Here is a 21,174-nt window from a genome sequence, read left to right on the forward strand (position 1 = left end):
CTGTTTCGATACCTTGGAGGCATCGCATGGATCTGCGGCTGCTGCGTTACTTCGTCGCGGTGTGCGAGCACGGCACGATGCACGGTGCCGCCGAGGCGGTGCGCGTCGCCCAGCCTTCTCTGAGCCGCCAGATCCGCGGGCTGGAGCAATCCCTGGGGTTCGTGCTGTTCGATCGCGTTCCCCGCGGGGTCACCCTGACCCCTGCCGGTCGGGCGTTCCTTCCCGTCGCCCGCGATCTGCTCACGCACGCCGCCCGCGCGACGACCACGGTGCAGGCGATCGCCTCAGGCGCCGGAGCGGGTCTCACCGTGGCATCCGCGACCACCACGGTCACCGACATCATCGCCCCGTTCGTCGTCTCGCAGGGTGCGCACGGCCCCATCGACAACGTCGTCGAGTCGCTGCCTCAGCACGTGTACGACCGGTTCGCACGGGGCGACGCGGACTTCGCCGTTGGCACTCGCGTGCCGCCGGCGGAGTTCCGGTCAAAGGTCGTCGGGCATGCCTATCTCTGGGCGCAGGTGCACCCGGACCACCCCTTCGCGAACGTAGACGCGTTCCCGCTGCAGGCGCTGCTCGCGGAGCCGCTGATCGTGCTCAGTCGAGCGCACGGAGTGCGGCAGATGTTCGACAACGCCGTCACCGCGGCAGGGCTCTCGTACACGCCGGCCGTCGAGACGGAGTCCTCGTCGCTCGCACTGGCGCTGGCCGCCGCAGGTCGCGGGGTCTGCGTCCTCTCCGACGACTCGCGCTACGGTCTGCGCACCGTTCCGATCGGGACGCCGGACGGCGATCTGGCCATCACGCTGTACGGCGTCTGGGACGACAACCACTTCGCCGCCGCGCGGATCCGCCAGTGCCTTCACGAGCTCGGCGACTTCGTCGCAGAGCTGTATCCGCAGGCGAAACGGTGACGACTCGGATGCCCGCGAGGCATCGCGAAGAGACGGAACGGGCCTTGGACGAGAATCTCCCTGCCTTCCAGACTGAGAGCGCACATCGATCGAGGAGGATCATATGCGTGCGCTTCGGCTCCTTGCTTCTCTCGCCGCCATCTCCGTGGCAGGCGGGATGATGATGACCACCGACGTCACCGCCGTCGCGGCCGACGGCCTCGGCCCGCTCGACGGCGACGGCGCGGTGACTCGGACCGTGCTCACCGCCGCACACTTGCAGACCGGCACTCCCACCGGCGCTGTCGACAGCGAGGCGTTCGGTCTGCCCGATCGCGCGGCGAACCCCGTATCCACATTCGAGGGCACCCTGACGATCGCCGATGCGGCAGCCGTCGGTGGATTCGCGTCTGTGAAGGATCCGTACGGCTATGCCTCGAACCCGCAGGTGCGGCACCTTCCGGACTTCTCGGCCACCCTGGTCCAGAACGGCAGCTATCTGATCCCTGTCGAACGAGGCGTGCAGATCACGGGAAGCAGCGTGTGGAACGTGGCGCTCGGAGTCGGCCGAGTGTGGAACGAGAATGCTGATGGATCGTTGACCCGGGCCGCGCTGCCCTTCTCACTGATCGAACGCAACGCGAACTGCACGCACAACGGACTGCTGACCTTCCTGTTCTCCGATTCGCAGACCTCGCAACTTCGCTACCAGATCACCAGTGAGACCTGCGAGTACTTCCAGTTCGACATGTGGGGTCAACTGCCGGTGACCCTCGCGCAGACGAGTGTGCCGGAGGCAGATGCGGTGCGCGCGGCGTTCTCCGATGAGCTGGCCTCTCGCCTTCCCACGCGTCCCCTTTCCCAGCTGGCGTCCGACTACCCGGCCGCCGGGATCGACGTCTCCGCATTCGGAGCCGGCATCACCCCCTCGGCTCGCACCGGACTCGGCTTCGTCTACGACGGGGTCAACTACGTCGCGGACTGCCCCACCCGCGCAGGGGCGCACCCGTTCTGCAGCGAGGTGCTGATGCCGTCCTACTCGACCGCGAAGACCGCCTTCGGCACATTGGCCCTGCTCCGGCTCGCACAGAAGTACGGGCCCGAAGTCGCCGATGAGCTGATCACCGATCACATCCCACAGGCCGCGGCGAAGCCGGCATGGAGCGACGTCACCATCCGCGATGCGCTCGACATGGCCACCGGCAACTACACATCAGCGGGATACGAGGTCGACGAGGCCGGCAGCACGATGAGCAACTTCTTCCTCGCTGAATCCGAGGCGCAGAAGACCGCCACTGCGCTCTCCTTCCCGCGAAAGAGCGCTCCGGGAACGACCTGGGTGTACCACACCTCCGACACGTACCTCGCCGTGCAGGCCATGCAGGCCGTTCTCCGCGAGCAGGAGGGATCCACCGCAGACCTGTTCCGGATGCTGCGCGATGAAGTGCTGATCCCCGCCGGGATCGGCGCCGACTCGCTGACCACCCTGCGCACGGACAACTCCCCCGCCGGCGCGGCGTTCGGCTGCTACGGACTGTTCTGGACACAGGATTCGATCGCGAAGCTCGCTCAGCTCATCGGGCCTCACCGCGGACAAGCAGACGGTGTCCAGCTGCTGCATCCCGGTCTGCTGGACGCCGCTATGCAGCGCGACACCGCAGATCGGGGCCTCGCCGTCACCGGCGTGACAGGGATGCGATACAACGCCGCCGTATGGGCGAAGGACTTCTCCTCGTCGGATGACGCCTCGTTCACATCCGAATTCACGGTGCCCTTCATGTCGGGTTTCGGCGGCATCACCGTCGCGATGATGCCGAACGGCTCGACGTACTGGGTCTTCAGCGACAACAGCGAATTCGTGTGGACGCCCGCCGTGGTGCAGTCGAACCGGCTCGCCCCGATGACCGGTGGGCCCACGCCCACCCCCGACCCCGACTGCGATCTCGACGGCGTCATCGGAAACGGCGGCTTCGAAACCGGCAGCGCCACCCCGTGGAGTGCCACTCATGCCGTCGTCGACTCCCGCTCATCTCTGCAGCCGCCGCACAGCGGCTCGTGGAAGGCATGGCTGAACGGCTTCGGCTACGGGAACACCGACACGCTTTCTCAGGTCGTCGACATCCCCGCGGGCTGCGCGGATGCTGCGCTGGAGTTCTGGCTGCGGATCACCACTTCCGAGACCCTTCCGATCGCGTACGACACATTGAAGCTCACGGTCTCCCGACAGGGCACGACGACGCCATTGCGCACATGGAGCAACCTCGATGAACAGGAGTACACGATGGTCCGTGTGCCCTTGGGCGCGTACGCGGGCTCCACGGTCACGCTCGCGTTCACCGGCACCGAGGACTACTCGAAGACGACCTCTTTCGTCATAGACGACGTGCGCATGGTCGAATCCTGAGCAGGTCGCTCACCCGCCCGCTAACGTGGGATCATGACCGCGCCGATCGATCCCACCACCACTCCGGCCTGGGCCGAGCTGTCGTCCGCTCGCGACGGGTTCTCGCCCGATCTGCGGGGCTGGTTCGCCGATGATCCCGCCCGCGCGGAGCGGCTCTCGCTGCCGCTGGCCGATCTGCACGTCGACCTGTCGAAGAACCTCGTCACCGACGAGATCCTCGGCTCTCTCGTGCGGCTGGCCGAGCAGACCGGTGTCGCCGAGCGGTACGCCGCCATGCTCTCGGGTGAGCACATCAACACCACTGAGGATCGCGCGGTGCTGCACACCGCACTGCGGCGCCCGGCGCCGGCATCCGACCCTCTCGTCGTCGACGGGCAGGACATCGACCACGACGTGCACGAGGTGCTCGACGCACTCTCGGTGTTCGCCGAGCGCGTGCGCTCGGGTGAGTGGCGCGGCGTGACCGGCAAGAAGGTCACGCACGTCGTGAACATCGGCATCGGCGGCTCCGACCTCGGACCGGTGATGGTCTACGAGGCGCTCAAGCCGCTTGCGGATGCCGGGATCCAGGCGCGTTTCGTGTCGAACATCGACCCGACGGACATCGCCCAGAAGACCGCTGACCTCGACCCCGAGACGACGCTGTTCATCGTGGCGTCCAAGACCTTCACGACCCTCGAGACCCTCACCAACGCGCGCCTCGCGCGCGAGTGGCTGTGGGCAGGGCTGTCAGCATCCGACGCCATCGCCGACGACGACGCGAGCCGCACCGATGCGGTCGCCCACCACTTCGTCGCGGTCTCCACCGCGCTCGACAGGGTCGCCGCGTTCGGCATCGACCCGGCCAACGCGTTCGGCTTCTGGGACTGGGTCGGCGGGCGCTATTCCGTCGACTCGGCGATCGGGCTGTCGCTGGCGATCACGCTCGGACCGAACGCGTTCCGTGAGCTCCTGACCGGCTTTCACGCCGTCGACGAGCACGTGCGCACGACGCCGCTCGAACGCAACGTGCCGGTGCTGATGGGACTGCTCAACGTCTGGTACACGAACTTCCTCGACGCGCAGACCCACGCCGTGCTCCCCTACGCCCAGCAGCTGAGCCGCTTCCCCGCCTACCTGCAGCAGCTCACCATGGAGTCCAACGGCAAGTCCGTGCGCTGGGACGGAACGCCGGTCACCACCGAGACCGGCGAGGTGTTCTGGGGCGAGCCGGGCACGAACGGCCAGCACGCGTTCTACCAGCTCATCCACCAGGGCACCCGCCTGATCCCAGCCGACTTCATCGCGTTCGTGAACCCGGCGTATCCGCTCAGCGACGACGGACAGGACGTGCACGCGCTGTTCCTGGCGAACTTCCTCGCGCAGACCAAGGCGCTGGCGTTCGGCAAGACCGCAGAGGAGGTCGAAGCCGAGGGCACGACGGGCGCGCTCGTCGCCGCGCGCGCGTTCAGCGGCAACCGCCCGACGACCTCGATCTTCGCGCCGTCGCTGACCCCGGCCGTGCTGGGTCAGCTGATCGCGCTGTACGAGCACATCACGTTCACCCAGGGTGTGATCTGGGGCATCAACTCGTTCGACCAGTGGGGTGTCGAGCTCGGCAAGCAGCTCGCGCTGCAGATCGCGCCCGCGATCGGCGGCGACGCGGATGCTGTCGCCGCTCAGGACCCGTCCACCCAGGCACTGCTGGCGTACTACCAGGAGCACCGCAGCTGATCTGCGGCGCTCCTCTGGCTGACGCGTCGGGTGCGACCGGAAGCGCTTCAGGCGCGCCGGTACTGTGCGGTGATCGGGCAGTCGAAGGGATCGCGCGCCGCGAGGCCGACCTGGTTGAGGTAGCGGATCACGATGCCGTAGGAGCGCAGCAGGGTCGTCTCGGTGTACGGCACGTTGTTGGCCGTGCAGTAGTCGCGCACGATCTCGCGGGCGCGTGAGAGGTGCAGTCGCGACATGCTCGGGAAGAGGTGGTGCTCGACCTGGTAGTTCAGTCCGCCGAACATCCAGGTCGCCCACCAGCCGCCGGAGATGTTGCGCGAGGTGCGCACCTGCTTCGAGAAGAAGTCGAGTCGCGCGCCAGGGGCGATGATCGGCATCCCCTTGTGGTTCGGGGCGAAGGATGCCCCCATGTAGACGCCGAACACGGCGACCATCACGCCGAAGAACGCGAACGCCATGCCCATCGGCAGCAGCAGGAACAGCGGCACGAGCAGCACGGCGAAGCGCACGGTGATGATGCTGAGCTCGATCCAGCGCCCCTTGACCTTGTCGCGCGAGAACAGGTGGGCGAAGCTCAGCCGGTGCAGGTTGAGTCCTTCGAGGGTCAGCAGCGGGAAGAACAGCCAGCCCTGTCGCCGGGTGATCCAGCGGACGACGCCACGGGAGCGCGCGGCATCCTCGTCGAGGAACGAAATGGTGTCGACCTCGATGTCGGGATCCTTGCCGACCATGTTCGGGTTGCCGTGGTGGCGGGTGTGCTTCGAGTCCCACCAGGAGTAGCTCATCCCGACGATGCCGGCGAGGATCCGTGCAAGGCGGAAGTTCGCCGGCCCCGAGCTGAGGATCTGACGGTGTGCTGCCTCGTGCGCGAGGAACGCGACCTGCGTGAAGAGGATGCCGAGAGCAGCGGCCATGAGCAGCTGGAACCAGCTGTCGCCGAGCAGGATGAAACCGGTGACGGCACCGCCGAAGCCGAGCAGGATCGCGCCGCCGACGAGCGAGTAGAACACCGGAGTGCGGCCCAGCAGACCCGTCTCCTTCACGACGTGCAGGACGTCCTTGTAGGCCCTCGCCATCGGCGGGAACTCCGCGTTACCGGAATAGGTCTGGCGGATCGCGCCTGTGGTCTCTGTCTTTACGTCTTCGTAGGTGAGAGAGATGATTTTCTCCTGCCGATCGAGAAGCCCTTGAGCCATGGAAGCCAAGGGCATCTGCCGATCGCTGACTCCAGGCTACGCGGAGCGACATGCGGCGAAAGGTATACGAGGGTCTGCACCGATGGTGACGGATGTCGGTGACCGTGCGTAGCGTGAGCCCCACGGGGGAGACGACCAGGAAGGTACAGGCATGGACTGGAAGATCGAGCTGATCTTCGTGCCGGTCAGCGATGTGGACCGGGCGAAGGACTTCTACGTGAAGATCGGCTTCAACGCCGACCACGATCAGACGGTGACCGATGAGCTGCGTTTCGTGCAGATGACCCCTCCGGGGTCGGCGTGCTCGATCGCGTTCGGCACAGGACTCGGTGGCGATCTCGAGCCGGGGCAGCAGAACACGATCCAGGTCGTCGTGCCCGATGCCGATGAGGCGCTCGCGCACCTGCGCGGCCTCGGCGTCGAGGCCAATGGCGTCGACGAGCAGGCCTGGGGCCGCTTCGTGACGTTCGACGACCCCGACGGCAACACGTGGACCCTGCAGGAGCTTCCGGACCACAGCGCGCAGGCCTGACCGGCCGCCGCGCATGAAGAAAGGCGGGGTGGATGCTGATCAGCATCCACCCCGCCCTCACTTTTGTTCGCGTGGGTCGGCGGCGGCGACTCAGAAGTCCCAGTCGTCGTCCTCGGTGGCCTCGGCCTTGCCGATGACGTACGACGAGCCCGAGCCCGAGAAGAAGTCGTGGTTCTCGTCGGAGTTCGGCGACAGGGCCGACAGGATCGCCGGGTTCACGTTCGTGACCGTCGAGGGGAACATCGCCTCGTAGCCCAGGTTCATCAGGGCCTTGTTGGCGTTGTAGTGCAGGAACTTCTTGACGTCTTCGGTCAGGCCGACGCCGTCGTAGAGGTCCTGCGTGTACTGCACCTCGTTCTCGTAGAGCTCGTAGAGCAGCGAGAAGGTGTAGTCCTTCAGCTCCTCACGGCGCTCGGCCGTCTCGGTCTCGAGCCCGCGCTGGTACTTGTAGCCGATGTAGTAGCCGTGCACGGCCTCATCGCGGATGATCAGGCGGATGAGGTCGGCCGTGTTCGTCAGCTTCGCCTTCGACGACCAGTAGATCGGCAGGTAGAAGCCCGAGTAGAACAGGAACGACTCCAGCAGCGTGGAGGCGACCTTGCGCTTGAGCGGGTCATCGCCACGGTAGTAGTCGACGATGATCTGCGCCTTCTTCTGAAGGTTCTGGTTCTCGACCGACCAGCGGAACGCCTCGTCGATCTCCTTCGTCGACGCGAGGGTCGAGAAGATCGACGAGTAGCTCTTGGCGTGCACCGACTCCATGAAGGCGATGTTCGTGTACACCGCCTCCTCGTGCGGCGTGAGCGCATCCGGGATCAGCGACACGGCGCCGACCGTGCCCTGGATGGTGTCGAGCAGCGTGAGGCCGGTGAACACGCGCATGGTCATCAGCTGCTCGTCGGGCGTCAGCGTGTTCCACGACTGCACGTCGTTCGACAGCGGCACCTTCTCGGGCAGCCAGAAGTTGCCCGTCAGCCGGTTCCAGACCTCGAGGTCCTTGTCGTCCTCGATGCGGTTCCAGTTGATCGCCTGCACGTGGTCGACCAGCGTGAGCTTCGGAGAGGGAGTCATTCTTCTTCCTTGTTCTTCTCGGTGTGGATCGCACGCATGTCATCGATGCAGTGCTGGCACGTGTCTTTGAACACGCCCTTGTTCGTGTGGTGGCGAGTGTGCGCGCTTCGCCGGCTGGAGGGCATCGGCCGCCCCTTCCGCACCGCGGACATTTTCGCTCGTGTCTCGGCGCTTGCGGACTTTCCGTAATTCGGGTTGTTCTCGCCAAGTCGCATCTCCGAGAGGCGTTGGCGCGCCTCCTCCGACATGCGATGCCCGTAGCTCGGGTGTTCAGCACCAAACTTTCCGAAGTTCGGATTGTCCACGCCGGAATTCATCCCCTTGCGCGTGAGAGACCAGTGTGCCTTCAGCTCGTCGGTATGCTTTCTACCCCAGGTCGGGTGATCAGGTCCGGCAACAATGTCCGGTCTCTTCCGACCGCGGGACCGGTCTCCCGCTGCCCGGCGCTGCTCATCCGTCCAGACGTATCCGCGTGGCCCAAGACCGCCATCTGTGAGGTTGAGCAGACGGTGCCCCTTGCGGCGAAGCTTCGCGATCCAGCGCTGCTCTGCTTGGCCAAGGTCCTCGAGCGACGCGTTGATGATCAATTCCACAGGCTGGAAGTACACGTCCTCTTCGGATGCCATCTTTCGCAGCCAATCGTAGAACGGCGTTTTCTTCCCGCGCCGTGCGGCTTTGAGATGCTGACGGCGGCGGAACTCCACTGTGTTCGACGTCATCCCGACGTAGCGGTATTCGCCCGACTCGTAGAGCCGGGCCGCATACACGACGCCGACAATCGGCGACACCACACGGTCCGGCTCTACGGTCATGAATTCACCTCGTCACAACATGCAGCTGACGCACTCGTCCAGCGACGTCCCCTCGAGGGCGAGCTGACGAAGGCGGATGTAGTAGATCGTCTTGATGCCCTTGCGCCAGGCGTAGATCTGCGCCTTGTTGATGTCACGCGTGGTGGCGGTGTCCTTGAAGAACAGCGTCAGTGACAGGCCCTGGTCGACGTGCTGCGTCGCCGCCGCGTACGTGTCGATGACCTTCTCGTAGCCGATCTCGTAGGCGTCCTCGTAGTACTCCAGGTTGTCGTTCGTCATGAACGGCGCCGGGTAGTACACGCGACCGAGCTTGCCCTCCTTGCGGATCTCGACCTTCGACGCGATCGGGTGGATCGACGAGGTCGAGTTGTTGATGTAGGAGATCGAGCCGGTCGGAGGAACGGCCTGCAGGTTCTGGTTGAAGATGCCGTGCTGCTGGATGCTGCCGCGCAGCTCGGCCCAGTCCTGCTGCGTGGGGATGTGGTGGCCGGCGAACAGCTCCTTGACCTTCTCGGTCTCGGGGAGCCACGCCTGGTCGATGTACTTGTCGAAGAACTCACCCGACGCGTACTTCGAGTCCTCGAAGCCCTCGAAGGTCTCGCCGCGCTCGATCGCCAGCTTGTTCGACGCCTTCAGCGCGTGGAAGAGCACCGTGTAGAAGTAGATGTTCGTGAAGTCGAGGCCCTCTTCCGAGCCGTAGAACACCCGCTCGCGGGCGAGGTACCCGTGCAGGTTCATCTGCCCGAGGCCGATCGCGTGCGAGCGGTCGTTGCCGTCTTCGATCGAGCGCACCGAGTTGATGTGGCTCTGCGTGCTGACTGCGGTGAGGGCGCGGATCGCCGTCTCGACGGTCTTGCCCAGGTCGTCGGAGTCCATCGACAGCGCGATGTTCATCGACCCCAGGTTGCACGAGATGTCCTTGCCGATCTGGTCGTACGACAGGTCGGTGTTGTACGTGGTCGGCGTGTTCACCTGCAGGATCTCGCTGCACAGGTTCGACATGTTGATGCGGCCCTTGATCGGGTTCGCCTTGTTCACCGTGTCCTCGAACATGATGTACGGATAGCCCGACTCGAACTGGATCTCGGCGAGGGTCTGGAAGAACTCCCGCGCGTTGATCTTCGTCTTCTTGATGCGCGAGTCATCGACCATCTCGTGGTACTTCTCGGTCACCGAGATGTCGCCGAACGGCACGCCGTAGACCTTCTCGACGTCGTACGGCGAGAACAGGTACATGTCCTCGCCCTTCTTCGCGAGGTCGAACGTGATGTCGGGGACGACGACACCGAGCGATAGCGTCTTGATGCGGATCTTCTCGTCGGCGTTCTCACGCTTGGTGTCGAGGAAGCGCATGATGTCGGGGTGGTGCGCGTTGAGGTAGACGGCACCGGCACCCTGACGAGCACCGAGCTGGTTGGCGTAGCTGAAGCTGTCTTCGAGAAGCTTCATCACGGGGATGATGCCGGAGGACTGGTTCTCGATCTGCTTGATCGGCGCACCCGACTCGCGGATGTTGCTGAGCAGAAGCGCGACACCGCCGCCGCGCTTCGAGAGCTGCAGCGACGAGTTGATGCCGCGCGCGATCGACTCCATGTTGTCCTCGATGCGCAGCAGGAAGCAGCTGACGAGCTCGCCGCGCTGCGCCTTGCCGGCGTTGAGGAAGGTCGGGGTGGCGGGCTGGAACCGGCCCGAGATGATCTCGTCGACGAGGTCGAGCGCGACCTGCTCGTCGCCCTCGGCGAGCGCGAGGGCGGTCATCACGACGCGGTCCTCGAAGCGCTCGAGGTAGCGCTTGCCGTCGAACGTCTTCAGCGTGTAGCTCGTGTAGTACTTGAACGCGCCGAGGAAGGTCTCGAAGCGGAACTTCTTCGAGTAGGCGAAGTCGTTGAGCTTCTGGATGAACTCGAACGAGTACTGGTCGATGACCGCACCCTCGTAGTACTCCTTCTCGACGAGGTAGTCCAGCCGCTCCTTGAGGGAGTGGAAGAACACCGTGTTCTGGTTCACGTGCTGCAGGAAGTACTCCCGCGCGGCGCGCTTGTCGGCGTCGAACTGGATCTTGCCGTTCGCGTCGTAGAGATTGAGCATCGCGTTCAGGGCGTGATAGTCCAGGCCCTCAAAGGCGGGGTTCACCTTGAACTCGACTGCGTCCGTCACTGTAGCTTCCACCATCGTTCCAATCCGTCGCTCACGCGATCGACGTCGTCCTGCGTGCCGAATACCTCGAACCGATACAAGTGCGGCACGCTGCACTTACGGCTGATGACCTCGCCGGCGAGACAGAACGCCTCGCCGAAGTTGGTGTTACCCGCAGAGATCACTCCACGGATGTTCCGCCGGTTGCGCTCATCGTTGAGGAACCGGATCACCTGCTTGGGCACGGCGCCCTTCTCGACGCCACGCCCCTGCCCGCCCCCGTACGTGGGAGTGACCAGCACGAACGGCTCGTCGATCACGAGCGGCTCGTCTGCGCGATGCAGCGGGATGCGCCGAGCGGGCAGATCGAGCTTCTCGATGAACCGTGCGGTGTTACCCGAGACGCTCGAGAAGTACACCAGCAGCGGTACCTCGGTGGCGACCGCGTTCATGATCCACCCGCTTCATCCGGACTACGCCAGGCGAGCTGCGAGCTCGTCGATCTTGTCGGGACGGAAGCCCGACCAGTGCCCCTCGTCGGTCACGACGACGGGTGCCGACATGTAGCCGAGCGCCTTCACCTGCTCGAGCGCAGTGGCGTCCTCAGACAGGTCATGGATCTCGTATTCGATGCCCTTCGCGTCGAGGGCGCGGTAGGTGGCGTTGCACTGAACGCAGGAAGGCTTGGTGTAGACCGTGATCGACATGATGACGTCTGAATTCCCCTCTAATCCGATGTTCTCCGACAGACCCCCCGCCGGGAGTACCAATACTACATATGGGGACGGACATTGGGTGGGACCACAAGGGATAGTAGTTACATCCGTGTAGTTTTCCACCGTCCTCCCCAGATACAACACAGCTTGTCCACCGTTTCTTCCACAGCCCGAGGACCGCTGCGAACACCTCGGAACCGCGGATTCATGCGCCTCGCCACGCCCCCGGATGGATCCATCCACAGGCAGCACGTTAAGGCGTGCCACCGACATCCGATTTCCTGTGGAGAACGCCCCTCGGCGTGTCGCGGCGTGTCGCGGATACGCTCTTCTCGTGGCGGGATATCGGGACCTTCTTCGCACCCCCGGGGTGGCGCGCATGATCGCGGCGCAGCTGGTGGCGCGCTTCCCCAGCGGGATGATGAGCCTGGCCATCCTGCTGCACGTCGAACAGCGCACCGAGTCGTACGGCGCCGCCGGTCTCGTGCTGGCCGCCGCCTCGGTCGGTCAGGCCGTCGCCGGCCCCGTGACCAGCCGGTGGATGGGCTCCTGGGGCATGCGGCGCGTGCTGACGCTCACGCTCGTCGTGTGCACCGCGGCCGTACTGGGACTCGCCCTGCTGCCGCTCGCCCTGCCCGGCTACATGGCCCTCGCGCTGCTCGCCGGGCTGTCGACGCCGCCGGTGCAGTCGGCCGTGCGCACCATCTACCCGAAGCTGGTCAACTCCGGGCAGCTCACGCCGCTGTTCTCGCTGGACGCCTCGCTGCAGGAGATCATCTGGATCGTCGCGCCGGTGGTGATCACCGTCGTCTCGACCCAGGTCGGCACCGTGCAGGGCCTGCTGCTGGTCGCGACCATCCTCGCCGTCGGCGGGGCCTGGTTCATCCTGTCTCCTCAGGTGGGACGCGTGCGCATCCCCCGCAGTCGCCGCGCCTTCGGGCGCGTGGTGCTCAAGCCGCCGGTGCTGCTGGCCACCGTCATCGGCTTCCTGCTGATCGGCGCCGCCTCGGCGGTGGAGGTCGGCGTCGTCGCGACCTTCGGACACGACGGTCTCGAGGCCGGACTCGTGCTCGCCGTGTTCGCCGTCGGCAGCCTCGTCGGCGGACTCGCCCTCGGGCACCTGCCGATCGGCCCGTGGGCCATGGCCCGGCGGCTGTTGATCGTCACGGTCGGCCTGTGCCTGACGATGCTGTCACTGAACGTGTTCTGGCTGGGCGGCACCCTGCTGCTCGCCGGCATCGGCGTGGCTCCCGCGCTGGCCGTGCTCTTCGCGATCACCACCGCCAGCGTGAAGTTCAGCGAGACGGCGGAGGCGTTCGGCTGGGCCGGCACCGGTCAGCTGATCGGCGCCGCCGCGGGGTCGGCGGTCGCCGGCATCCTCATCGACCACAGCGGACCCACCGGCGCCTACCTGGCGGCGGCGCTGTTCGCCTTCGCCGGCCTGGTCGTGGCGATCACGTGCGTGCGGGCCTTCCCCGATCTGCGCGGTCGTGACCCGAGCCCGCATCCCGATACCGAACCCATCCAGTCGGTCCTGCCCTGAGCGCTCCGTCGGCAGCGCACACGTAGGCTGTGACCGTGCCCGCACCGCTGACCCTCCCCCGCCTCGTCTGGGGCGCAGGTCCGCGCCGCGCCCTGCTCGTGCACGGCCTCGGCTCGTCGGCGGCGTTGATGTGGCGCATCGGTGTCGCCCTGGCGGATGCCGGCTGGCAGGCGACTGCGGTCGACCTGCGCGGCCACGGCGACGCGCCGCGTGCCCTCGACTACTCGGTGGCCGCCTACGCGGCCGACCTGGTCGAGACCCGTCCCGTCGACGCTCCCGACCCCGTCGACTCCGCCGAGGCCCCGCCCGCCGACACCTGGGATGCCGTGATCGGGCACTCCCTCGGCGCTGCCGCGAGCGTCGTCGCGGCAGCATCCGATCCCGCCTGGGGGCGGCGACTCGTGCTCATCGACCCGGCGATCCACGTCGAGGGCCGGGATGCCGGGATCATCCGCCGCAGTCAGGAGCGCGCCTTCGCCGATCCGAGCACGGCCACCGTCGCCGCCGAGCACCCGCACTGGCATCCGCAGGACATCGAGCTCAAGGTCGACGCCGTGCGACGCGGAAGCCGCTGGGCGGTGGAGCAGACCAGCGCCCAGAACCAGCCCTGGGACGTGCGCGCGCAGGCCGCACGCCTCGAGGTGCCGACGCACATCGTCGGCTCCGACCCGAAGGTGTACAGCCTGTTCACCGGCGCGCTCGCGCAGTCGGTGCTCGAGAACCCGCGCGTGACGATGTCGGTCGTGCCCGGCGCCGGACACTCACCACACCGCGACAAGCCCGACACGACGATCCGACAGATCCTGGAGGCCCTCGCATGAGCACATTCGACCCGACGCACCACCTGCCTGACGACCTGCTCGAGCGCATCCGCGAGCGCGCGGCCGTGCACGATCGCGAGAACACCTTCCCGCAGCACGACCTCGACGAGCTGCGCGAGGCCGGCTACCTGTCGATCCTGGTGCCGTCCGAGCTGGGCGGCGCCGGTCTCGGCCTCGAGCAGGCCGCGATCCTGCAGCAGCGTCTGGCCACGGCATCCCCCGCCACCGCCCTCTCGATCAACATGCACCTGGTCTGGACGGGCGTCGCGAAGGTGTTCAGCGACCGCGGCGTGCCCGGTCTGGAGTTCGTGCAGCGCGGCGCCGTCGCCGGCGAGGTGTACGCCTTCGGCATCAGCGAGGGCGGCAACGACCTGGTGCTGTTCGGCAGCGACACCGACGCCGCGCCCCGGTCCGATGGCGGCTACTCCTTCACCGGCACGAAGATCTTCACCTCGCTGGCGCCGGTGTGGACGCAGCTCGGGCTGCACGGCCTCGACACCGCCAGCGACGATGCCCCGAAGCTCGTGTTCGCCTTCATCGATCGCACCGACGCCGTCGTGACCCGTGACGACTGGGACACGCTCGGCATGCGCGGCACGCAGAGCCGCACCACCCGTCTGAGCGACGCGATCGCGAAGCCCGAGCACGTGGTGCGGCGCATCGATCCGGGACCGAATCCCGATCCGATCGTGTTCGGCATCTTCAGCGTCTTCGAGCTGCTGCTGGCCTCGGTCTACACCGGCATCGCCCGCCGTGCGCTCGAGCTCGCCGTGCAGACGGCGCAGAAGCGTACGTCGAAGAAGAGCGGCAAGACGTACAGTCAGGATCCGGACATCCGCTGGCGCGTCGCCGACATGGCGCTGGCCTACGACGCCCTCCCGCCGCAGATCGCGACGCTGGCCCGCGACGTTGACGAGCGCGCCGATCACGGACCGCGCTGGTTCACGCTGCTGTCGGGCGTGAAGCACCGCGCCGTGGTGATGGCCAAGCACGTCGTCGACGAGGCGATGCTCGTCGCCGGCGGCGGCTCGTACTTCTCATCCAACGAACTGTCGCGACTGTACCGCGACGTTCTGGCGGGCATGTTCCACCCGTCCGACCCTGAATCAGCGCACTCGACGGCGGCGAGCGCGTGGCTGGGTCCGCTCGACGGCTGAAGTACTGAGACCAGAGATCGGATGCTGATTTCGCACCGTTCTACTGCTCGAGCCTTCGAATTCTATTGCTTCACGCGCACTTCAGTGTCAATATCGACACATGAACGCTGATCTGCAACAGAAAGCGAAGGACCACCTCTGGATGCACTTCACCCGTCAATCGACGATGGAGTCGTCGGCGGTTCCGGTGATCGTCCGTGGTGAGGGGCACCATATCTGGGATGCCGAGGGACGGAAGTACATCGACGGTCTGGCCGGACTGTTCGTCGTCAATGCGGGCCACGGGCGCAGGCGCCTGGCCGAGGCGGCCGCGAAGCAAGCGGAGGAACTGGCGTTCTTCCCGCTGTGGTCGTATGCGCACCCTGCTGCCATCGAGCTCGCCGACCGGCTGGCCGACTACGCCCCCGGCGACCTGAACCGGGTGTTCTTCAGCACGGGCGGCGGCGAGGCCGTCGAGACGGCGTTCAAACTCGCGAAGCAGTTCTGGAAGCTGCAGGGCCGCCCCGGCAAGCACAAGGTCATCTCGCGCTCGGTCGCGTACCACGGCACACCGCAGGGGGCACTGGCGATCACCGGCATCCCCGCCATGAAGGAGATGTTCGAGCCGCTCACCCCCGGCGGCTTCCGCGTGCCGAACACGAACTTCTACCGCGCGGCCGAGATGAACGGCCCCGCGGATGACCCCGAGACCTTCGGCCTGTGGGCGGCGAACCGCATCGAGGAGATGATCCAGTTCGAGGGGCCCGAGACGGTGGCCGCGGTGTTCCTCGAGCCGGTGCAGAACTCCGGCGGGTGCTTCCCGCCGCCTCCCGGGTACTTCCAGCGCGTGCGCGAGATCTGCGACCGTTACGACGTGCTGCTCGTCTCAGATGAGGTGATCTGCGCCTTCGGACGCATCGGGCACATGTTCGCGTGCGACGCGTACGGATATGTGCCCGACATGATCACCTGCGCCAAGGGCATGACGAGCGGGTACTCCCCCATCGGCGCGACCATCATCTCGGAGCGCATCTACGAACCGTTCTCGAAGGGGCAGACCTACTTCCCGCACGGGTACACCTTCGGCGGGCATCCGGTCTCCTCGGCCGTTGCCCTCGCCAACCTCGACATCTTCGAGGAGGAGGGCCTGAACGCCCACGTGCGCGAGAACTCGCCGCTGTTCCGCGCCGAGCTCGAGACGCTGCTCGACCTGCCGATCGTCGGCGACGTCCGCGGCGACGGGTACTTCTTCGGCATCGAGCTGGTCAAGGACAAAGCCACCAAGCAGACGTTCGACGAGGATGAGTCCGAGCGGCTGCTGCGCGGCTTCCTGTCGAAGGCGCTGTACGACGCCGGCCTGTACTGCCGAGCCGACGACCGCGGCGACCCGGTGATCCAGCTGGCTCCGCCGCTGACCATCGGCCCCGCCGAGTTCCGCGAGATCGGCGGCATCCTGCGCGGTGTGCTCTCGGAGGCTGCGCGGATCCTCTGACCCACCCCGCCGAAGCCCCCTCTGGTCGACGAGGCCCCCTCCTGCCTACGCAGTTCAGAGGGGGCGCGGGCGGCAGGAGGGGGCCTCGGCATTGATAGGCGCGCGCTGCGCCTCAGGCCTCGTAGACCCGCTCGCCCTCGACCCAGGTGCCGAGCACCTGCGTGTCACCGATCTTCTCGGCCGGCCCCTCGAACGGATCACGGTCGAGCAGGGTGAGGTCGGCCAGCATCCCGACGCGGATCGTCCCGGTCTCGGGCAGCGAGTTCACGCGCGCCGACCCGGCCGTGTACGCGTGCAGCGCCGTGCCCAGATCGATGGCCTGCTCGGGCAGGAACGGCGGGTAGTCGCCCTCCCACTCCGAGGGCGCGGAGCGCCGGTTCACGGCCGTGTGGATGGCCGCCATCGGATCGGGCGTCGACACCGACCAGTCGCTGCCGGCGGCGAGCGCAGCGCCGGCGCGCAGCAGATCCCCGAACGGATACTGCCAGCTCGAGCGCTGCTCGCCGAGGAACGGCAGGGTGAGGTCGACCATCTGCGGCTCGAGGGTCGCCCACAGCATCTGCATGTTCGCGGTGACGCCGAGGCGGCGGAACCGCGGCACGTCGTCGGGGTGGATCACCTGGATGTGCGAGATGTGGTGCGGGTTGCCGCGCGGTCCGTTGCGGCGCAGCGCCGTCTCGACCGCATCGAGGCACTCGCGCACCGCGCGATCGCCGATGGCGTGGAAGTGCAGGGTGAAGCCGAGCGCGTCCAGGCGCGCGGCGGCCTCGTTCAGCACGTCGGGTGGCACGAACGAGATGCCCGCGTTCTCGGTCGGGTGTCCGTGGCCGTCGCAGTACGGCTCGAGCATGGATGCCGTGAAGTTCTCGGCCACGCCGTCCTGCATGATCTTGATGCTGGTCGCGTTGAAACGGCCGACCCGACCGCTGTCGCGGCGCGCGACGAGGTCGTCGATCTGCTCCAGCCCCCGCGTGCGATCCCACCACAGCGAGCCGACCACCCGACCGGTCAGCTCACCGGCGGCGGCCGCGGCGATGTACACCGGCAGCGGGTCTCCGGCGTCGCTGTACTGCGTTCCGACGATGGCGTCCTGCCAGGCCGTGATGCCGAAGGAGTGCAGGTAGCGCTGCCCTACGGCGAGCGCTTCGCGCAGGCGCTCGTGCGGCTCCTCGGGCAGCAGGCGGTTCACGAGGGTCATCGCCCCCTCGTGCAGAGTGCCGGAGGGCATGCCGTCGGCGTCGCGCTCAATCCGGCCGTCGTCAGGATCGGGGGTGTCGCGGGTGATGCCGGCGAGCTCCAGCGCGCGCGAGCTCACCCACGCGCCGTGCCCGTCGCGGTTGGGCAGGAAGGCGGGTCGGTCGCCGACGGCGGAGTCGAGGGCGGATGCTGTCGGCGTGCCGCCGGGAAAGGCCGACATCATCCAGCCGCCGCCCAGCACCCACTCGTCGTCGGGGTGCTCGGCGGCGTAGCCGCGGACGCGCCTCAGGTAGTCGTCGGAGGTGGACAGGTCGGACAGATCGCAGCGCAGCAGGTCGAGGCCGCCCCACAGCGGGTGCACGTGCGCGTCTTGGAACCCGGGCAGCAGCATCCGCCCGTCCAGATCGACCGTCTCGGTGCGCGGTCCGATCAGCTCGACGGCATCCGCCCCCACGGCGACGATGCGCCCGTCGCGCACGGCGACGGCGTCGGCGCGACCGCGACTGGCATCGGAGAGGAACACGCGGCCACCGTAGGCGCCGCCGGCGAAGACCAGGTCGGCGTCGGTCATCATCCACCCGCCATCGTGCGCGCGATCTCGGTCGCCGAGTCGCCCGCGCGCTTGAGCACGATGGCGACCAGCGCGAGCGAGACCAGTGTCAGCAGCAGCATCACGGTCGAGACCGCGGCGATCTCGGGGCGCAGTCCGCTGCGCAGCGAGCTGAGCACGTACACCGGCCAGGGGGTGGTGCCCGAGACCTGCACGAACGCCGAGACGACGGTGTTGTCGAGGCTCAGCGTGAACGAGAGCAGGAATCCGGCGAGCACCGCGGGCATCGCCAGAGGCAGGGTGACCCGGCCGAAGGTGCGCAGCGGGGTGGCATACAGATCGGCCGAGGCCTCCTCGAGCCGAGCGTCGAGGCCGATCAGCCGCGCACGCACGATGTACGACACGATCGCGACCGAGAAGAGCGAGTGGCCGACGACCAGCCGCATGGTGCCGTCGTTGAACAGGCTGATCCCGAGGTCCTGCCCCAGGAAGACCAGCCAGGGCAGCAGCGCGATGGCATCCACGATCTCGGGGGTGACGGCCACCAGCAGCAGCAGACCGAGGAACCACCACACCCAGCGTCCGGGGCGTCGTGCCATCGCGACACCGGCGAGCGTGCCGAGCACCGAGGCGAGCAGCGCCGCGATCAGGCCGGTGCGCAGCGAGACCATCACCGCGTCGCGGATCACCGCCTTCTCGAACAGCGCGGCGAAGGGGGCGAGGCTGAAGTGGTCCCAGGCGACGAGCAGCCGGCCGCCGTTGAACGACGACAGGATGATCACCACGATCGGCAGGAACAGGAAGGCGTAGACCAGCACCGACCAGATGCCGAGGATCCTGTCCCCGGTGCCGTGGCGGCGGACGCGCACGTCGCTCATGATGCCTCTCCCAGGACGAGTCGGTTGCTGTTGCGGAAGGGCAGCGTCACGAGCCAGAGGATGCCCGCGGCGACCGCGATGGTCAGCATGATGATCAGGATGAGCAGCACCGCCATGGCAGAGCCCAGCGCCCAGTTCTGCGCCGTGCCGAACTGGCTGGCCACCAGCTGGCCGACCATGTTGCCCTGTGCTCCGCCGAGCACCGTGGCGGTGATGTAGTCGCCCATCAACGGGATGAAGACCAGCAGCACGCCCGCGATGATGCCGGGCTGAGCGAGCGGCACGGTGACGCGAAGGAAGGTGCGCACCGAGCTGGCGCCGAGGTCCTTGCTGGCCTCGCGCAGCGGCGTACCGACTCGGTCGAAGGCCACGTACAGCGGCAGGATCATCAGCGGCAGGTAGTTGTAGACCACGCCGATCAGCACCGCCCCGCGCGAGTAGAGGATCTCGAGCGGGCCGTCGAGCAGCCCGATGGCCTGCAGGCCCGACGACAGCCAGCCCTCGGGTGCGAGGATCACCTGCCACCCGAGGGTGCGCACCAGGAAGTTCGTCCAGAACGGCACCATCACCAGGGCGATCAGCAGACCGCGCTGCGAGGGCGGGGCCTTCACCGCCATCCAGTAGGCGACGGGTGCGCCGATCACCAGGCACAGCAGCGTGCCGACAACGCCCACCCAGAGCGTGTTCTGGAAGGTCGCGAAGAAGGTGGGCGACATCGCCTCGAGGTACCGGTCGAACGAGAGCACGTCGTTGGCGTGCGTGCCGAAGATGCCGGGTTTGTAGCCGAAGCTGAACCACACCACCATGGCGATGGGGGCGATGAAGAAGATGGCCAGCCATACCCAGGCGGGTACGGCCAGCCCGAATCTCAGGCTACGCACCGGCGGCGGCCTTCGTCTTGTTCCACATCTCGACGATCCGCGCCTGCGCCTCGGTGACCTTTCCCTCGTGCATGGTCTCGACCTGCTCAGGCTCGAAGAAGACCATGTCGAGCATCTCGAGTCCGGCTTCCTCGGCAGCTTCGCGGATGCCTGCCGCGCCGGTGTCGTAGCCGATGTAGTCGACCTGAGCGAGCTGGTTCTCGGGGGTCAGGATGAAATTGAGGAACGCGTGGGCGGCCTCGGGGTGGGGCGCGCCGACGGCGAGCGCCCAGTTGTCCATCCACAGCTCGGTGTCGGGTGCGCCGAGCACCCACTGCCAGCGGTCGGGGTCGGGCGATTCCTGGATGCCGATGCGGGCATCGCCGTTCCACACCTGCATCAGCACGTGCGAGGCCTGTGGGATTGCGGCGCCGCCGGGATACGAGTCGAACGCCGCGATGTGCGGGGCGAGCTCGTTCACCAGGAAGTTCTCGCATGCGTCGAGGTCGGCAGGGTCGGTAGTGTTCCAGTCGATGCCGTTGGCCCAGTAGTAGATGCCGCCCAGCGGCGCGGGGTCGTCGAGCACCGAGGTCTGACCGGATGCCTCGTTCTGGGCGGCGTCGATGAAGTCGTTCCACGTCTTCAGCTCACGGGTGATGACGGTCTTGTCGTAGACGAAGCCGGTGGTGCCCCAGGCCTTGCAGATGGAGTACTCGTTGTTCGGGTCCCAGGCCCGGCCGAGGAAGGCGGGGTCCATGTGCTCGATGTTCGGGATGAGGTCGAGGTTGAGCTTGGCGAGCAGCCCGTTCTCGATCATCTGCGGGATGAACACGCCGGTGGGCACGACCAGGTCGTAGCCGCTGGTGCCCTTGGCCGCGACGAGCTTGGCAATCATCTCCTCGTTCGAGGCGAAGGTGTCCATGGTGACCTTCGCACCGAACTCGTTCGTGAACGCCTCGACGACCTCGGGGGCGTCGTACTCACCCCAGCTGTAGATCGACAGGTCTCCCTCGATCTCGCCGCCGGTCGCGCCGGGTGCGGGCGTGGTGGATCCGCCGGGAGAGCACGCCGTGAGGATGCCGGCCGCGCCGAGCGCGGCGACGGCGCCGATGAAGCCGCGGCGCGTGAGCTGGCGGCGGACCAGCGGCGCGACGGTGCTGTCGGCGAGGATGCGGATGCTGTTGCGGTCGTTCATGAGTGCACTCCTTCGTGCGGCGGGTGTTC

Annotated in this window: 18 protein-coding genes; 8 read left to right on the forward strand and 10 right to left on the reverse strand. The window is 67.0% G+C overall.

The genetic code is table 11. From position 1 onward, the window contains the following. The first annotated feature begins 26 nt into the window (after positions 1–26). From WDU99_RS09165 to pgi, 3 genes are all read left to right on the forward strand, one after another. The gene (locus WDU99_RS09165; protein ID WP_337332145.1) at positions 27–914 is read left to right on the forward strand and encodes a LysR family transcriptional regulator; all 888 of its coding nucleotides are present in this window, start codon (positions 27–29) and stop codon (positions 912–914) included. Positions 915–1,077: 163 nt separating this feature from the next. Next, a complete protein-coding gene (locus WDU99_RS09170) occupies positions 1,078–3,297 on the forward strand; it encodes a hypothetical protein (protein ID WP_337332146.1) in 2,220 nt (739 codons plus the stop codon). A gap of 33 nt (positions 3,298–3,330) precedes the next feature. After that, on the forward strand, positions 3,331–5,010 hold the full coding sequence (pgi, locus tag WDU99_RS09175) for a glucose-6-phosphate isomerase (RefSeq protein ID WP_337332147.1): 1,680 nt from the start codon (positions 3,331–3,333) through the stop codon (positions 5,008–5,010). A gap of 47 nt (positions 5,011–5,057) precedes the next feature. On the opposite strand, the gene WDU99_RS09180 is transcribed toward pgi, so the two are convergent. Beyond that, on the reverse strand, positions 5,058–6,125 hold the full coding sequence (locus WDU99_RS09180; RefSeq protein WP_420063999.1) for a fatty acid desaturase family protein: 1,068 nt from the start codon (positions 6,123–6,125) through the stop codon (positions 5,058–5,060). Positions 6,126–6,357: 232 nt separating this feature from the next. Here WDU99_RS09180 and WDU99_RS09185 point away from each other — a divergent pair, with 232 nt between their 5' ends. Then, positions 6,358–6,738 carry a VOC family protein gene (locus WDU99_RS09185; protein ID WP_337332149.1) on the forward strand — a complete coding sequence of 127 codons (381 nt, stop codon included), beginning with the start codon at positions 6,358–6,360 and terminating at the stop codon, positions 6,736–6,738. A 90-nt stretch (positions 6,739–6,828) separates the two neighbouring features. Here WDU99_RS09185 and nrdF read toward each other — a convergent pair whose 3' ends face one another. The 5 genes from nrdF to nrdH are packed head-to-tail and all read right to left on the reverse strand — an operon-like array spanning position 6,829 to position 11,464. Then, positions 6,829–7,809, reverse strand: coding sequence for a class 1b ribonucleoside-diphosphate reductase subunit beta (gene nrdF, locus WDU99_RS09190; protein WP_337332150.1), 981 nt, complete (start codon positions 7,807–7,809; stop codon positions 6,829–6,831). Beyond that, positions 7,806–8,621: an NUMOD3 domain-containing DNA-binding protein gene (locus WDU99_RS09195; protein WP_337332151.1), complete on the reverse strand. Its 816-nt coding sequence runs from the start codon at positions 8,619–8,621 to the stop codon at positions 7,806–7,808. The genes nrdF and WDU99_RS09195 overlap by 4 nt, the downstream gene beginning before the upstream one ends. 12 nt (positions 8,622–8,633) lie before the next feature. Continuing rightward, positions 8,634–10,793: a class 1b ribonucleoside-diphosphate reductase subunit alpha gene (nrdE, locus tag WDU99_RS09200; RefSeq protein ID WP_337332152.1), complete on the reverse strand. Its 2,160-nt coding sequence runs from the start codon at positions 10,791–10,793 to the stop codon at positions 8,634–8,636. Continuing rightward, entirely contained in the window at positions 10,775–11,209 is a 435-nt protein-coding gene (nrdI, locus tag WDU99_RS09205) for a class Ib ribonucleoside-diphosphate reductase assembly flavoprotein NrdI (RefSeq protein ID WP_337332153.1), read from the reverse strand. The genes nrdE and nrdI overlap by 19 nt, the downstream gene beginning before the upstream one ends. Positions 11,210–11,230: 21 nt before the next feature. Beyond that, positions 11,231–11,464: a glutaredoxin-like protein NrdH gene (gene nrdH, locus WDU99_RS09210; protein ID WP_241928093.1), complete on the reverse strand. Its 234-nt coding sequence runs from the start codon at positions 11,462–11,464 to the stop codon at positions 11,231–11,233. Between the two features lie 343 nt (positions 11,465–11,807). Between nrdH and WDU99_RS09215 the strand changes: the two genes are divergently transcribed. From WDU99_RS09215 to WDU99_RS09230, 4 genes are all read left to right on the forward strand, one after another. Next, positions 11,808–13,016: an MFS transporter gene (locus WDU99_RS09215; RefSeq protein WP_337332154.1), complete on the forward strand. Its 1,209-nt coding sequence runs from the start codon at positions 11,808–11,810 to the stop codon at positions 13,014–13,016. A 35-nt stretch (positions 13,017–13,051) separates the two neighbouring features. Beyond that, positions 13,052–13,837, forward strand: a complete 786-nt coding sequence (locus tag WDU99_RS09220; RefSeq protein ID WP_337332155.1) for an alpha/beta fold hydrolase — start codon at positions 13,052–13,054, stop codon at positions 13,835–13,837. Then, positions 13,834–14,994, forward strand: coding sequence for an acyl-CoA dehydrogenase family protein (locus tag WDU99_RS09225; protein ID WP_337332156.1), 1,161 nt, complete (start codon positions 13,834–13,836; stop codon positions 14,992–14,994). The genes WDU99_RS09220 and WDU99_RS09225 overlap by 4 nt, the downstream gene beginning before the upstream one ends. Positions 14,995–15,094: 100 nt before the next feature. Continuing rightward, a complete protein-coding gene (locus WDU99_RS09230; protein ID WP_337332157.1) occupies positions 15,095–16,465 on the forward strand; it encodes an aspartate aminotransferase family protein in 1,371 nt (456 codons plus the stop codon). A 112-nt stretch (positions 16,466–16,577) separates the two neighbouring features. On the opposite strand, the gene WDU99_RS09235 is transcribed toward WDU99_RS09230, so the two are convergent. From WDU99_RS09235 to WDU99_RS09250, 4 genes are read right to left on the reverse strand one after another with little or no spacing between them, the layout of a single operon-like run. Then, positions 16,578–18,233, reverse strand: a complete 1,656-nt coding sequence (locus WDU99_RS09235; protein WP_337332158.1) for an amidohydrolase — start codon at positions 18,231–18,233, stop codon at positions 16,578–16,580. Beyond that, positions 18,233–19,090, reverse strand: coding sequence for an ABC transporter permease (locus WDU99_RS09240; RefSeq protein ID WP_337332159.1), 858 nt, complete (start codon positions 19,088–19,090; stop codon positions 18,233–18,235). Before WDU99_RS09240 ends, WDU99_RS09235 begins: the two co-directional genes overlap by 1 nt. Next, positions 19,087–19,971, reverse strand: coding sequence for an ABC transporter permease (locus WDU99_RS09245; RefSeq protein WP_337332160.1), 885 nt, complete (start codon positions 19,969–19,971; stop codon positions 19,087–19,089). The genes WDU99_RS09240 and WDU99_RS09245 overlap by 4 nt, the downstream gene beginning before the upstream one ends. Continuing rightward, entirely contained in the window at positions 19,964–21,145 is a 1,182-nt protein-coding gene (locus WDU99_RS09250) for a polyamine ABC transporter substrate-binding protein (protein WP_337332161.1), read from the reverse strand. The genes WDU99_RS09245 and WDU99_RS09250 overlap by 8 nt, the downstream gene beginning before the upstream one ends. Positions 21,146–21,174 lie beyond the last annotated feature (29 nt).

It is taken from the genome of Microbacterium bandirmense, assembly GCF_037204185.1.
In the GTDB taxonomy this organism is placed as follows: Bacteria; Actinomycetota; Actinomycetes; order Actinomycetales; family Microbacteriaceae; genus Microbacterium; species Microbacterium bandirmense.

What these genes read in the sequence shown, in the direction of transcription:
- WDU99_RS09165 (WP_337332145.1), top strand. Translation starts at nt 27, where the DNA reads ATGGATCTGCGGCTGCTGCGTTACTTCGTCGCGGTGTGCGAGCACGGC.
- nrdF (WP_337332150.1), bottom strand. Translation starts at nt 7,809, where the DNA reads ATGACTCCCTCTCCGAAGCTCACGCTGGTCGACCACGTGCAGGCGATC.
- nrdE (WP_337332152.1), bottom strand. Translation starts at nt 10,793, where the DNA reads ATGGTGGAAGCTACAGTGACGGACGCAGTCGAGTTCAAGGTGAACCCC.
- nrdI (WP_337332153.1), bottom strand. Translation starts at nt 11,209, where the DNA reads ATGAACGCGGTCGCCACCGAGGTACCGCTGCTGGTGTACTTCTCGAGC.
- WDU99_RS09235 (WP_337332158.1), bottom strand. Translation starts at nt 18,233, where the DNA reads ATGACCGACGCCGACCTGGTCTTCGCCGGCGGCGCCTACGGTGGCCGC.
- pgi (WP_337332147.1), top strand. Translation starts at nt 3,331, where the DNA reads ATGACCGCGCCGATCGATCCCACCACCACTCCGGCCTGGGCCGAGCTG.
- WDU99_RS09230 (WP_337332157.1), top strand. Translation starts at nt 15,095, where the DNA reads ATGAACGCTGATCTGCAACAGAAAGCGAAGGACCACCTCTGGATGCAC.
- WDU99_RS09195 (WP_337332151.1), bottom strand. Translation starts at nt 8,621, where the DNA reads ATGACCGTAGAGCCGGACCGTGTGGTGTCGCCGATTGTCGGCGTCGTG.
- nrdH (WP_241928093.1), bottom strand. Translation starts at nt 11,464, where the DNA reads ATGTCGATCACGGTCTACACCAAGCCTTCCTGCGTTCAGTGCAACGCC.
- WDU99_RS09240 (WP_337332159.1), bottom strand. Translation starts at nt 19,090, where the DNA reads ATGAGCGACGTGCGCGTCCGCCGCCACGGCACCGGGGACAGGATCCTC.
- WDU99_RS09225 (WP_337332156.1), top strand. Translation starts at nt 13,834, where the DNA reads ATGAGCACATTCGACCCGACGCACCACCTGCCTGACGACCTGCTCGAG.
- WDU99_RS09250 (WP_337332161.1), bottom strand. Translation starts at nt 21,145, where the DNA reads ATGAACGACCGCAACAGCATCCGCATCCTCGCCGACAGCACCGTCGCG.
- WDU99_RS09185 (WP_337332149.1), top strand. Translation starts at nt 6,358, where the DNA reads ATGGACTGGAAGATCGAGCTGATCTTCGTGCCGGTCAGCGATGTGGAC.
- WDU99_RS09170 (WP_337332146.1), top strand. Translation starts at nt 1,078, where the DNA reads ATGACCACCGACGTCACCGCCGTCGCGGCCGACGGCCTCGGCCCGCTC.